At 65.5% G+C, this 13,574-nt stretch carries 11 protein-coding genes; 9 read left to right on the forward strand and 2 right to left on the reverse strand.

The window, feature by feature from the left end; translation table 11 throughout:
• Window positions 1-185 precede the first annotated feature (185 nt).
• Window positions 186-608, reverse strand: a complete 423-nt coding sequence (locus JO391_RS19310) for a tellurite resistance TerB family protein (protein ID WP_220662028.1) — start codon at window positions 606-608, stop codon at window positions 186-188.
• A 106-nt stretch (window positions 609-714) separates the two neighbouring features.
• Here JO391_RS19310 and JO391_RS19315 point away from each other — a divergent pair, with 106 nt between their 5' ends.
• The 3 genes from JO391_RS19315 to JO391_RS19325 all read left to right on the forward strand — a co-directional run bounded on the left by JO391_RS19315 (window position 715) and on the right by JO391_RS19325 (window position 5,179).
• On the forward strand, window positions 715-2,295 hold the full coding sequence (locus JO391_RS19315; protein ID WP_220662029.1) for a lysine--tRNA ligase: 1,581 nt from the start codon (window positions 715-717) through the stop codon (window positions 2,293-2,295).
• Between the two features lie 58 nt (window positions 2,296-2,353).
• Window positions 2,354-2,761, forward strand: a complete 408-nt coding sequence (locus tag JO391_RS19320; RefSeq protein WP_220662030.1) for a DUF4864 domain-containing protein — start codon at window positions 2,354-2,356, stop codon at window positions 2,759-2,761.
• A 129-nt stretch (window positions 2,762-2,890) separates the two neighbouring features.
• Complete coding sequence (locus JO391_RS19325; protein WP_220662031.1) at window positions 2,891-5,179, forward strand: right-handed parallel beta-helix repeat-containing protein; 2,289 nt, start codon at window positions 2,891-2,893, stop codon at window positions 5,177-5,179.
• A 4-nt stretch (window positions 5,180-5,183) separates the two neighbouring features.
• Here the strand turns inward: JO391_RS19325 and JO391_RS19330 are convergent, their stop codons facing one another.
• Entirely contained in the window at window positions 5,184-5,690 is a 507-nt protein-coding gene (locus tag JO391_RS19330) for a HugZ family pyridoxamine 5'-phosphate oxidase (protein ID WP_220662032.1), read from the reverse strand.
• 112 nt (window positions 5,691-5,802) lie between these two features.
• On the opposite strand from JO391_RS19330, the gene JO391_RS19335 reads away from it, so the two are divergent.
• From JO391_RS19335 to JO391_RS19360, 6 genes are all read left to right on the forward strand, one after another.
• Window positions 5,803-7,464 carry a SulP family inorganic anion transporter gene (locus JO391_RS19335; RefSeq protein ID WP_220662033.1) on the forward strand — a complete coding sequence of 554 codons (1,662 nt, stop codon included), beginning with the start codon at window positions 5,803-5,805 and terminating at the stop codon, window positions 7,462-7,464.
• 328 nt (window positions 7,465-7,792) lie between these two features.
• Window positions 7,793-9,739, forward strand: a complete 1,947-nt coding sequence (gene acs / locus JO391_RS19340; protein ID WP_220662034.1) for an acetate--CoA ligase — start codon at window positions 7,793-7,795, stop codon at window positions 9,737-9,739.
• Window positions 9,736-10,419 (forward strand): adenylate kinase, encoded by a 684-nt coding sequence (locus JO391_RS19345; protein WP_259444763.1) that lies wholly within the window; start codon window positions 9,736-9,738, stop codon window positions 10,417-10,419. The genes acs and JO391_RS19345 overlap by 4 nt, the downstream gene beginning before the upstream one ends.
• A 58-nt stretch (window positions 10,420-10,477) precedes the next feature.
• On the forward strand, window positions 10,478-10,723 hold the full coding sequence (locus JO391_RS19350) for a hypothetical protein (RefSeq protein ID WP_220662035.1): 246 nt from the start codon (window positions 10,478-10,480) through the stop codon (window positions 10,721-10,723).
• 611 nt (window positions 10,724-11,334) lie between these two features.
• A complete protein-coding gene (locus JO391_RS19355; RefSeq protein ID WP_220662036.1) occupies window positions 11,335-11,589 on the forward strand; it encodes a DUF4212 domain-containing protein in 255 nt (84 codons plus the stop codon).
• Between the two features lie 15 nt (window positions 11,590-11,604).
• A complete protein-coding gene (locus JO391_RS19360) occupies window positions 11,605-13,524 on the forward strand; it encodes a sodium:solute symporter family protein (RefSeq protein ID WP_220662037.1) in 1,920 nt (639 codons plus the stop codon).
• Window positions 13,525-13,574 lie beyond the last annotated feature (50 nt).

Below are 13,574 nucleotides of genomic sequence, written 5' to 3' on the forward strand. Positions count from 1 at the left end.
GTCCGGCAGACCGATGCCTGGCCAGTGCGCGGCAGGCAAACCTTCCCCGCGGGGAAGGTTTCGGCTGATCTGGCCGCGGGTGAGGACGGCTGGTTGCGGTCCGGTCCCGTTCCCCGCAGCAATGGTGTAGGGTTGGGCCGGCCAGAGGGACGCCGATGAAAACCTTCCCCGTGGGGAAGGTCCGCTCAGGGGCGCAGGTGGCGGACCCTGGCGCCCCATTCGATGGCGGCGGCGTGCAGGCGGTCGATGGCAAGCTCCTCGCGGATCTCTTCCAGCATCCGCAGCTCGGCCTCGCTGTGGCGGCCGTCGGCGGTGATGACGTCGCAGGCCAGCGCATAGGCGGTTTCGTTCAGCCTTTCGGGCAGGGCGCTGCGGATCAGGCCGAACAGCGCGTCGAGCCCGTCTTCCTCTTCGAACAGTTCGAACACGGTCTTGGCGACGCGGGCCATGCGGTCGGCATCGTAGTCGGCGAAGACCGGCATGTGGTTCACCATGCGCTGGATCGCCACCAGTTCGGCGGTGCGCATGTTTTCGTCCGAGGCCGAGGCGGCCACCATCACGGCGACGAGGGCGTCCTGGGGCGAAAGCGGCGGGGTGTCGTCGGGCATCGAACGGTCTCCTTTGGGGCAGTATTTATTGACGGGGGGGCGGGGCGGCAATAGAGGACCGGGGCGCGGAAGCATGGGGTTTCCGCGGGATCAAGGGATGCGAGAGATGTCTGCCCTGCGCGACGCCGCGATGAAGTCGAAAGCCTGGCCCTTCGAAGAGGCGCGCCGCATCCTGAAACGCTATGAGTCCAAGGCGCCGGAAAAGGGTTATGTGCTGTTCGAGACGGGCTATGGCCCGTCCGGCTTGCCGCATATCGGCACCTTCGGCGAGGTGGCGCGGACCACGATGATCCGCCGCGCCTTCGAGGTGATCAGCGACATTCCGACGCGGCTGATCTGCTTTTCGGACGACATGGACGGGATGCGGAAGGTGCCGGACAACGTGCCGAACCCCGCGATGCTGAAGGAAAACCTGCAGCGCCCGCTGACTGCGGTGCCCGACCCGTTCGGGCAGTATGCGAGCTTTGGCGACCACAACAACGCCATGCTGCGGCGGTTCCTGGACACGTTCGGCTTTGAATACGAGTTCATCTCGGCCACCGATTTCTACAAGTCGGGTCGGTTCGACGACACGCTGCGGCTGGCCTGCGAGCGGTATCAGCCGATCATGGACATCATGCTGGCGAGCCTGCGGGAGGAACGGCAGCAGACCTATTCTTGCTTCCTGCCGATCCACCCTGAGACGGGCCGTGTTCTGTACGTGCCGATCAAGAACGTTGACGCAAAGAACGCTACGGTCACCTTCGATGACGAGGATGGGCGGGAGTGGACCCTTCCGGTCACGGGCGGGCAGGTGAAGCTGCAATGGAAGCCGGATTTCGGTGCCCGGTGGGCCGCCCTTGGCGTCGATTTCGAGATGTATGGCAAGGACCATTCCACCAACACGCCGATCTATGATGGCATCTGCGAGGTGTTGGGTGGGCGCAAGCCCGAGCATTTCACCTATGAGCTGTTCCTGGACGAGAACGGGCAGAAGATTTCGAAGTCGAAGGGCAACGGGCTGACCATTGACGAATGGTTGACCTATGCGGCCTCGGAGAGCCTGTCGTATTTCATGTACCAAAAGCCCAAGACGGCCAAGCGGCTGTGGTGGGATGTGATCCCCAAGGCGGTGGACGAATATCACCAGCAGCTGAAGGCCTATCCGGCGCAGGACATCGAGGCGCAGGTCAATAACCCGGTCTGGCACATCCACCACGGGAAGCCGCCGGAAAGCCACATGGTGGTGAGCTTTGCCATGCTTCTGAACCTGGCGAGCGTGGCCGGGGCGAAGGATGCCAAGGGGCTGTGGGGTTTCATCAAGCGCTATGCGCCGGAGGCGACGCCCGAGGGCAACCCCGACTTGGACGCGGCGGCGGGCTATGCGGTGCGCTATTTCTCCGACAAGATCGCGCCGACGCGGGTGTTCCGGCTGCCCTCTGACAAGGAGCGGGCGGCGATTGCCGACCTGCGGGCGCGGCTGGCGGTCTGGGAAGGCGTACAGGACGACGAGGCGCTGCAGAACGTCTGCTATGCCGTGGGCCGCGACCACGGGTTCGACCCGCTGCGCGACTGGTTCAAGGCGCTGTACGAGGTGCTGCTCGGGGCGAGCGAAGGCCCGCGCTTTGGCGGCTTCATCGCGCTGTACGGCGTGGACGAGACCATCGCGCTGATCGACCGCGCGTTGGCCGGCGAACTGGCGGCCTGAGATGTGAACCGATCCCTGCCGGCCTGCGTAGAAGCGAAAGGTTGGCGGGGAGGGCGCGATGCGGCGGATGCTGGGTGTTCTGGTGGTGCTGGCCGGTCTGGCGGGCAGCGCGGCCAAGGCGGATGATGCGGCCGACATCGCGGCGGTGATCGGCGACCAGATGCAGGCTTTCACGGCGCGGGACCTGGATCGTGCCTTCTCTCATGCCAGCCCCACCATCAAGGGCCTGTTCGGCGATCCGGCGAACTTCGGGCGGATGGTGGCGCAGGGCTATCCGACGGTCTGGGACAACAGCCGGACGCGGTTCATGGAGCTGCGCGAGGTGGGCGGCGCGCTGTGGCAGCGGGTCGAGGTCACGGGCGCGGACGGCGCGGTGCGCTATTACGATTACCAGATGATCCAGACCGGCGAGGGCTGGCAGATCAACGCCGTGCAGCCGGTGGAATTGCCGGGCACCGGGGTCTGACGACCCGGCATCGGCGGCGCGCGGTGGACTGAGCCGCGGTTAACCCTTCCTTCGTAACCCTTGCCGGCAGCGGCGGGTGCGGTCTTGCGACGGCCTGTCCGGTGGTCTGTTGGGCAAGGACGGGACGAGATGAACAAGGCGATTACCGAAGGGCTGGCGCTGATGCCTCCGCCGTTTTCGGCCGGGCTGAACCTGTGGTCGCAGGAGGACGGGCTGCCGGGCCATCCGACCTGGGCGAGTTCCACCTATGCGGCCTATGTGCCGGCCGACCAGGATTTCGGCGGCTGCATGGAGGTGCAGAAGGTCAGTGCGACCACGAAGATCCGCTGCTTCCAGAACATTCCCTATCAGCCGGGCATGTACCTGCGGGTCACGGCCCGGGTGAAAGCGGTGGCGGGCAACCTGTGTTCGGTGCGCATCGCGGGCTGGGCCGGCACCGGGCCTGGCACGCCGGTGCCCGGCATCGTGACCGAGGGCCCGGCGGTGGCGTTGCAGAGCTATGGCGCCGTGGTCGAGGTGTCGGCGATCATCGGGTCGGGCAACCGCCCCGGCGTGACCCTGGTCTGGGGGCGGTCGCCGGTGTTCTGCCATCTGGGACTGGACCTGACCGGGGCGAACGGCGGGATCGTGCGGATCGACGACATCACGGTCGAGGACGTGACGGATGTGTTCCACCGCACCATGATGGACTGGGTCGATGTGCGCGACTATGGCGCCATCGGCAACGGCATCGCCGACGATGCCGCGGCCTTTGCGGCGGCGGATGCCGCGGCGCAGGGGCGGACGCTGCTGGTATCGGGCGGGACCTACTACATCGGCAGCAACCTGACGATCTCGAACCCCGTGCGGTTCGAGGGGCGGGTGGTCATGCCGGCCTCGGCGCGGCTGGCCTGCACGCGCAACTACGATCAGGAGACCTACGGCGCGGCCTTTGGCGACGAGGCGGAGGGGTTCCGGCGCGGGTTGCAGGCGCTGTTCTTCTTTACCGACCATGTGACCTATGACCTGCGCGGGCGGCGCATCGACCTTGCGGCACCGATCGACGTGGCGGCCCTGGCGGGGATGACCAGCTTTGCGCAGCGTCGCGTGATCCGGAACGGCCAGATCAATGCGGTGGCCGGCAGCGCCTGGGACACGGTCACGGTGACATCTGTGGGAACCTATTCCACGTCGCAGCCCGATCGGCTGACCGGGGTGGCCAATGTCGCGAGCATCCCTGTCGGCGCGCGGGTCAGCGGTACGGGCGTGGGGCGCGAGGTCTATGTGACCGCAAAGAACATAGGTTCAGGCACGGTGACGCTCAGCCAGCCCTTGTGGGCGGCGGCGGGCACGCGGACCTTCACCTTTGAGCGCTATCGCTACATGCTGGATTTCTCGGGCTTTCAGTCGCTGGCGAAGTTCGAGATCGAGGGGATCGAGTTGCAGGGCAACGGCGTGGCCAGCACGATCCTGTTGCCCACCGTGGGCGAGACCTTCCGGCTTTCGGGTTGCGTGCTGAACAAGCCGAAGGATCGCGGCATTACCTCGATCGGTTCGGGGTGCCAGGGAATCATGATCGACGGTTGCCAGTTCCTGTCGAACGAGCAGGCTTTGGCGGCGCAGGATCGGACGACCATCGCCATCAACGTGAATGCGAATGACGCCAAGATCCGCGGCAACCGGATCGTGCGCTTTGCACATTTCGCCGTGATGGCCGGCAGCGGGCACATGTTCATCGGCAACCATTTCTTCCAGGGCGATGACGAGACGGCCGGGGTTCGGCGGGCCGGGGTGATCTTCACCGACACCAACATCAAGACGCTGATGACCGGGAACTACGTGGACAACTGCTTCATCGAGTTGTCGAACGAGCGCGATGCGGCGCCCGAGTTCCAGAATGAGTACTCGTTTGGCGGACTGACAATCACCGGCAACATCTTCACCGTCAACGATGCGGCTCCCTGGTTTCGCTGGCTGGTCATCACGCCACGCGGACCGGGGCATTACATCCAGGGGCTGAGCGTTACCTCAAACGTGTTCCGAACAGTGAATTGCACCGTGGACCGCGTGGACGTCACGGACGAAACCTGGTCGACCCTGGACCGGTCGAGGTTCCGCAACATCCTGTTCGAGGCCAATTCCTTCAACGGCGTGGCCCAGGTGACGATGAGCCCAGTGGTCCTGGAGCATGCGCAGAACACGGTGGCTGACACCTGGGTGCTGGACGGCAGCGCTTACATGCCCTTTGCCGGGCGGGCGCGCTGTGTGGCTTCGGTGATGCCGGACGGCGCGATCCGGGACGGAGCAAATGCTGTGCAGTATGCGCAGCCCTATGCCGAGACAGAAAAGGGCACGGGCGGCCTGCAGGCCTATCTGCGCTGGCCTTCGGCGGTGAAGGGGAAGGTGCGGGCGACGATCCGCTGCGACAACCCGTCGTGACGCTTCAGGGGCCGGGCCGCAGGTCCTGCGGCCCGAGCCGGAAGGCGCGGGCGAAACCGCCGTTCAGAAGGGCTGACACCGGGGTCAGCCGGACGAAGGCGAAATCCGCGAAATCGACGTAGAGCGTGGCCTTGGTGTGGGTTTCCAGCCAGTGGGCGCGCAGTGCGGGGCGGGCCGGATCGTCGGGGGCGACGAATCCGGCCCTAGCCTTGAGCATGAGCCGCGGATGGGTGAGCGGGTCGCCCTTTGCGCCCGGCTCGCCCAGCATCACCGCGCAATCGGGCCGGTCGCGCAGCGCCGCGAAATGGGGCGCGAGGCTTGAGACCAGCGTGACCGGGGTGCCATCCGGCGCCAGACCGAAGGCAATTCGGCTGACGCCGGGGGTGCCGTCGGCATCGGCATAGGCGAGTGCCGCATGTCGGGCGCTGGTCATGAGCGACCGGGCGAGGGCCAGTGCCTCGGCATTGGCGGGCTGCACCGGATCGGGGCGGGGGGTGGGGCCTGTGCTCATTCGCGCATCACTCCGCGATTGACAGCGACCGGGCGGAGGAGTTGTCTGTCGGCATTTGAGACCGCTTCTCCGGGAATTTCCGGCTTTCTCCGACTTCTGCTAGCGCCGGATCATGCCTGACACAACCCGCCCTGCCGTCCGCTCTGCGGAGTTCCTGCCCAAAATCCTGACCGTTTTGAAAGAGGGCTACGGCCTTTCCGACCTGCGCGCCGATGCGATTGCCGGGCTGACCGTCGCCATCGTTGCGCTGCCCCTGTCGATGGCAATCGCCATTGCGAGCGGCGTGGGGCCGGAGCGGGGGCTGTATACCGCGATCATCGGCGGGTTCCTGGTGTCGGCACTTGGCGGGTCGCGGTTCCAGATCGGCGGGCCGGCGGGCGCCTTCATCGTGCTGGTGTCGGCCTGCGTGATGGACATCGGGGTGGAAGGGCTGATCCTGGCGACTTTCCTGTCCGGCTTCGTGCTTCTGGCGGCGGGGGCGCTGCGGTTGGGGACCTATATCAAGTTCATCCCCTTCCCGGTGACCGTGGGTTTCACCAGCGGCATCGCGGTGATCATCTTCGCCAGCCAGATCCGCGACCTTTTCGGCCTGACCCTGCCGGGGCCCGAGCCGGCGGAGATCCTGCCCAAGGTCGAGGCGCTGTGGGCGGCGCGCGACACCTTCACGCCGGCGGCGCTGGCCGTGGCCGCGCTCGCGGTTTTCACCATCGTCGGGCTGAAGCGGTGGAAGCCGCATTGGCCGGGGATGCTGATCGCGGTGGCGCTGTGTTCGGTGGCGGCTGCGGGTCTGGGCCTGCCGGTGGTGACCATCGGGTCGAAGTTCGGCGAGCTGCCGCATTTGCCGCCGGCCCCGGCGTTGCCCGTGCTTTCGGGTCCGGCGATCACGGCGGCGCTGCCCTATGCCTTCAGCTTCGCGCTGCTTGGGGCCATCGAGTCGCTGCTGTCGGCGCTTGTGGCGGATGGCATGTCGGGCGCGCGGCACCGGTCGAACGCCGAGCTGGTGGGGCAGGGGCTGGCCAATATCGGGTCGGCCCTGTTCGGCGGCTTCTGTGTGACGGGCACCATCGCGCGGACGGCGACCAACGTGCGCGCCGGGTCGCATGGGCCCGTTTCGGGCATGCTGCATTCGCTGTTCCTGCTGACGTTCATGCTGGTGGCGGCGCCGCTAGCGGCCTTCATCCCGCTGGCGGCGTTGGCGGGCGTGCTGGCGGTGGTGTCGTGGAACATGGCCGAAAAGGTGGAATTCGCGAACCTCGTGCGGTCTTCGCGCGGGGATGCGATGGTGGTGATCGTCACCTTCCTGCTTGTGGTGTTCCGCGACCTGACCGAGGGCATTGTCGTGGGCTTTGCCCTGGGCGGGCTGGTGTTCATCCGGCGCATGTCGGACGCCGTTGCGGTGACTCCTGCCAGCGAGGAGAGCGGGCGGTATGATCCGGCCGAGGCGATGCGGTCGGACCGGGTGGTCTATCACTTGCACGGTCCCTACTTCTTTGGCGCGGCGGCGCAGGTCGGCGCGATCCTGGACCGGATCGCCGACAACCCGCGCGCCATCGTCTTCGATTTCTCGGACGTGCCGCTGATCGACAGTTCGGGCGCGCGCAGCTTCGAGCTTCTGGGGCACCGTGCGGGGCGCAAGGGTGGGCGGCTGTACATCGTGGGCGCCCGACCCGAAGTGCGCCGCGCCCTTCTTGCCCAGGGCGCGAAGGAGCCGCTGGTGCGATTCCGGCCCGATCTCGCCTCGGTCGACGAGGATCTGGCCAGGCCGACTGTCTGATCGATTCGCACGAAAGCGGCCTGCGCGCACTTGCCGCACCTTGCCCGCAGGGGCGGAAGCCGGCTTACTTGCGGCGTTGAACCAGGCACTGCTGCGGGGCGATGCGGCATGGGCCGCTTGTTCACGCTAACGGCGGCCCCAAACTTGCGTGTTAGCGCCCATGTCAACGGCCTTTACAGATTCCTGTGAGGGCCAGTGAATATGTTTACAGAATTATCTATACATAAAAAAGGGTTAGCCTTCCATTGACGATTGCGCTAGTGTGGCTTCACATCTGCCGGCGTGCATCTTTGCGGCGGCGTTCGAAGTCAGGCACGAGGGGGGAGTCATGTCCGGGGTTTACGAGGCATCTGCGGAGTTCGTGGCGCGGGCGCATGTGGATGCGGCGGCGTATGAAAAGATGTATGCGGCCTCTGTCGCCGACCCCGAGGCATTCTGGCGCGAGGAAGGTCAGCGCATCGACTGGATCAAGTCCTACACCAAGGTGAAGGACACCTCGTTCGAGTTCGGCAAGGTCTCGATCAAGTGGTTCGAGGATGGCACGCTGAACGTCAGCGCCAACTGCATCGACCGGCACATGAGCCGCCGGGCGAACCAGACGGCCATCATCTGGGAGCCGGATGATCCCAAGACCCCGGCGCGCCACATCACCTATGCCGAGCTTCTGGAAGAGACCTCGCGCATGGCCAATGTGCTGAAGTCGCTTGGCGTCGAAAAGGGCGACCGCGTGGTCATCTACCTGCCCATGATCCCCGAGGCGGCCTATGCGATGCTGGCCTGCGCGCGGATCGGGGCGATCCATTCCATCGTCTTTGCTGGCTTCTCTCCCGATGCGCTGGCCAACCGCATCAACGACTCGAAGGCGAAGGTCGTCATCACTGCCGACCATGCGCCGCGCGGCGGCAAGAAGACGCCGCTGAAGGCCAATACGGATGCGGCCCTGCTGCACTGCGACGATCATGTGAAATGCCTGGTGGTCAAGCACACCGGCGACCAGACGACCTGGATCGAAGGCCGTGACATCGACCTGAAACAGCAGATGGCCTGGGCCAAGCCCTATTGCCCCTATACCGAAATGGGCGCCGAGGATCCGCTGTTCATCCTGTATACCTCGGGCTCGACCGGCAAGCCGAAGGGCGTGGTCCACACCTCGGGCGGCTATCTCGTCTATGCCGCGATGACCCACCAGATCACCTTCGACTATCATGACGGGGACGTATTCTGGTGCACCGCCGACGTGGGTTGGGTCACCGGGCACAGCTACATCATCTATGGCCCGCTGGCGAACGGCGCGACCACGGTGATGTTCGAGGGGGTGCCGACCTTCCCGGATGCCGGGCGGTTCTGGGAGGTCTGCGCCAAGCACAAGGTGACGCAATTCTACACCGCGCCGACCGCGATCCGCTCGCTGATGGGCTTGGGCACGGAATGGGTGGAAAAGCACGATCTCTCCTCGCTGCGCCTGTTGGGCTCCGTGGGCGAGCCGATCAATCCGGAAGCCTGGAACTGGTACAACACCCATGTCGGCAAGGGCCGGTGCCCGATTGTCGACACGTTCTGGCAGACGGAAACTGGGGGCCACCTGATCACGCCGCTGCCCGGCGCGATCCCGCAGAAGCCGGGCTCGGCGACCAAGCCCTTCTTCGGGGTGAAGCCGGTGGTTCTGGACCCGTCGAATGCCCAGGTGCAGGTGGCGGTGGAGACTGAAGGGGTGCTGTGCATCGCCGACAGCTGGCCGGGGCAGATGCGCACGCTGTGGGGTGACCACCAGCGGTTCGAGGAAGCCTATTTCGGCCAGTATCGCGGATATTACTTCACCGGCGACGGCTGCCGCCGGGATGCGGACGGCTATTACTGGATCACGGGCCGTGTGGATGACGTGATCAACGTCTCTGGCCATCGGATGGGCACAGCGGAAGTGGAAAGCGCGCTGGTGGCGCATCCGAAGGTGGCCGAGTCCGCGGTGGTGGGCTATCCGCACGACATCAAGGGTCAGGGCATCTATGCCTATGTCACGCTGATGAAGGGCGTGGAGCCGACGTCGGAGTTGCGCAAGGAACTGGAAGCCTGGGTGCGTACCGAGATCGGGCCGATCGCCAAGCCCGACCTTATCCAGTGGGCGCCGGGCCTGCCCAAGACCCGCTCGGGCAAGATCATGCGCCGCATCCTGCGCAAGATCGCCGAGAACGACTTCGGCAGCCTCGGCGACACCTCGACGCTGGCCGATCCCTCGGTGGTCGAAGAGTTGATCGCCAACCGCATGAACCGGGGTTGAGGTCCGTGGCGGGCGGGCAGAGGACCATCCTGATCCTTCTCGGCCCGCCTGGGGCCGGCAAGGGGACACAGGCGCGGATGCTGGAGGAGGATTTCGGTCTGGTCCAGCTTTCGACTGGCGACCTGCTGCGCGCGGCGGTGGCCGCAGGCACCGAGGCCGGGCGCAAGGCCAAGGCGGTGATGGAGTCGGGGCAGCTTGTGTCGGACGAGATCGTGCTGGCCGTGCTGAAGGACCGCATGGCCGAGCCGGACGTGAGCAGGGGGGTGATCCTGGACGGGTTTCCCCGTACGGCGGGCCAGGCGGCGGCGCTGGATGCCCTGTTGGCCGCGGCGGGCGAGGGCGTGACCGCGGCGGTCAGCCTGGAGGTGGACGACGAGGCGATGGTGGGCCGGGTTTCGGGCCGCTACACCTGCGCCGGCTGCGGAGAAGGCTATCACGACAGCTTCAAGATGCCGGCGGTGCCGGGGACCTGCGACAAGTGCGGCGGGACCGCGTTCAAGCGGCGGGCTGACGACAATGCCGAGACAGTGCGGGAGAGGCTGCGGGCCTATCACTCTCAGACGGCGCCGCTGATTGCCCATTACGACCGGCAGGGGGTGCTGCACCGGGTCGATGCCATGGGGGCCATCGCGGAGATCCGCGCGGCCCTGGGCGAGATTGTCGGCCGCGTCGCGGCCTGAGGATCTGCGGCCCCGTCAGGGGCCGGATGCGAGGCCAGCTCGGATGGAGGAGGCGCGGATGTCGGTCAGGGGTTGGGAGGCAGAGGGGGCAATGGCCAGGGGCACGATCCTGGTGGCCCTGTCGGTCTGGCTGGTCTGCGCGGCCTGGATCGGGTCGCGGTGGCAGGTGGTGCCCTCCATGTCGGGCGGGGCGGGGGGCGTTCCCCTGGGGCTGGTGGCCCGGATGGCCCTGGTCTTGTTTTCGGTGGTCCTGGTATCGCTGTGCGGTTGGAGCCTGGCGGGCAGCGGTCGCGTCGAGGACTGATGACGGGCCAGAGGGGCGTCCGAGCTCGGACGCTTTACGGGATTCAATAAAATCAATGCCTTGCGGGAGCGCCTTCAGGAATTCTTAACGATTCCGGTCGGCCCCGCGCGAGCGTGGGATCGGTCTGGTGGCCCGGAGCATTGCGCCGGCATCCTGGGCAGGCATCCCTTGTTGGCCGGCACCTTGGGGTGTCGCTGGCGGGCGAGGCCGCGGTTCTGTCTGCCCCGCGATCATGCCATCTGCCGCGCCGGAGCGAGGTGTCCCGACCGCTGCGGCGACCCGGACGGGCGGTGAAGCCAGGGGTTTGCGGATGGGATCATTCCGTCGGGTGGTCAAGACAATTTACAGAAATGGCGGCTATCTTGTGAATATGTTGACAGAAATATGCTTTAGCTAAAAATGGTTAGCAATGTTTTGACGATTGCGTTACCATGCCTGTAAATGGCGGTGGAGGGGCCGAAGGGGGCAAGGTCGCAGTGCCGGAGGGGTGGCGACTGGGCCGGGCAGGCAAGCCGCAGAGGTCTTCGGCCGCGATGCGGCCTGAAGGGGGAGGCCGGTGCGTCGGTTGGGGGCGCCGGAAGAGAAACGAGAAACGGAAGGGAGAAGCGCGAATGTCGGACAGGTCGTCAAAGGCCTATTGGGCGGCGAATGTCAGGATCATCCTGATTTCGCTGGCCGTCTGGTTCCTGTGTTCATTCGGGATGGGCATCATCCTGCGCCCGATGCTGATGGGCATCCACATCGGCGGGGCGGATCTTGGATTCTGGATGGCCCAGAACGGGTCGATCTACGTCTTCCTTGTACTGATCTTTGTCTATGCTTGGCGCATGAACAAGGTCGACAAGGAATTCGGCGTCGAAGAGTAAGGGGAACAGTAGAGAATGGATCAGTTTACCCTCAATCTTCTCGTCGTCGGCGCGACCTTCGCGCTGTACATCGGGATCGCGATCTGGGCCCGCGCGGGCTCGACCGCCGAGTTCTATGCGGCGGGCCAGGGCGTCCCCCCGGTCATGAACGGCATGGCGACCGGCGCCGACTGGATGTCGGCGGCGTCGTTCATCTCTATGGCCGGCATCATCGCCTTCGGCGGCTATGAAGCCTCGGCCTATCTGATGGGCTGGACGGGCGGCTATGTGCTGCTGGCGCTTCTGCTTGCGCCCTATCTGCGCAAGTTCGGCAAGTTCACCGTGCCCGAATTCATCGGTGACCGCTTCTATTCGGGCGGAGCGCGACTGCTGGCCGTGATCTGCCTCATCGTCATCTCTGTCACCTACGTGATCGGGCAGATGACCGGGGTGGGCGTGACCTTCGCGCGCTTCCTTGAGGTCTCGACCTCGACCGGCCTGTACATCGGCGCGGCGATCGTCTTTGCCTATGCGGTTCTGGGCGGCATGAAGGGCATCACCTATACCCAGGTGGCGCAGTATGTCGTCCTGATCGTGGCCTACACCATCCCGGCGCTGTTCATCTCGCTTCAGCTGACGGGCAACATCCTGCCGCAACTGGGCCTGATCGGCAGCTATGCGCCTTCGGGCGGCGACGTGGCCTTCCTGGCCAAGCTGGATGCGGTGGTGACGGAACTGGGCTTCAAGGCCTATACCGCCGAAAGCACCAACTACTTCAACATGTTCCTGTTCACCATGTCGCTGATGATCGGCACTGCGGGCCTGCCCCACGTGATCATCCGCTTCTTTACGGTGCCGAAGGTGTCGGACGCGCGGTCTTCCGCGGGTTGGGCGCTGGTCTTCATCGCGCTTCTGTACACCGTGGCCCCGGCCGTGGGGTCCATGGCGCGCCTGAACCTGACCACGACCATGTGGCCGAATGCGGTTGCCGGCAAGGCGCTTGAGGGCGATGCTGTCAGCCTGGCCGACATTGCCAGCAAGCCGGAACTGAGCTGGGTGCAGACTTGGGAAAAGACCGGCCTTCTGGTGATGAAGGACCTGAACGGCGACGGCAAGATCCAGTATGTGAACGAGCCGGCACCGCTGGCGGCCAACACCAAGGCCCTTGCTGACGCGACCAAGGCGAAGGACGACGCGAAGATCGCCGAACTGACCGCCGCGCGCGATCCGATCTTGGCGGAAGCGCAGGTGGGCAATTCGGGCAAGACCTTCGCCGAGATGGGCCTGAAGGGGAACGAACTCATCACCGTGAACAACGACATCATGGTGCTGGCGAACCCCGAGATCGCCGATCTTCCGGGCTGGGTTGTGGCCCTTGTTGCAGCCGGTGCGCTGGCCGCGGCGCTTTCGACGGCGGCGGGTCTTCTGCTGGCGATCTCGTCCGCGATCTCGCACGACCTGATCAAGAGCACGATCAACCCCAACATCTCGGAAAAGGGCGAACTTCTTGCAGCCCGCATCTCGATGGCCTTCGCGATTGCGCTGGCGACCTATCTTGGTCTGAACCCGCCCGGATTTGCGGCTCAGACCGTGGCGCTTGCCTTCGGGCTGGCGGCGGCCACGATCTTCCCCGCGCTGATGATGGGCATCTTCTCGCACCGGATCAGCAAGGAAGGCGCGATTGCCGGGATGCTGGTGGGCCTGGTGTTCACCGCGAGCTACATCTTCGTGTACAAGGGCTGGTTCTTCATCCCCGGCACCAACAACCTGCCGGACACGCCGGACCAGTACTTCTTTGGCATCTCGCCGCTGTCCATCGGCACGGTTGGCGCCATCCTGAACTTCATTGTCGCCTATGTGGTGTCGATGATGACGGCGGCCCCGCCGAAGCATGTGCAGGACCTGGTGGAATCGATCCGCGTGCCGAAGGGCGCCGGCAAGGCCCAGGCGCACTGAGACTGACATGGCGCGTCCCCGGATCATCCGGGGGCGCGTCCCCTGTGCCC

Source organism: Neotabrizicola shimadae, assembly GCF_019623905.1.
Classification (GTDB): domain Bacteria; phylum Pseudomonadota; class Alphaproteobacteria; order Rhodobacterales; family Rhodobacteraceae; genus Neotabrizicola; species Neotabrizicola shimadae.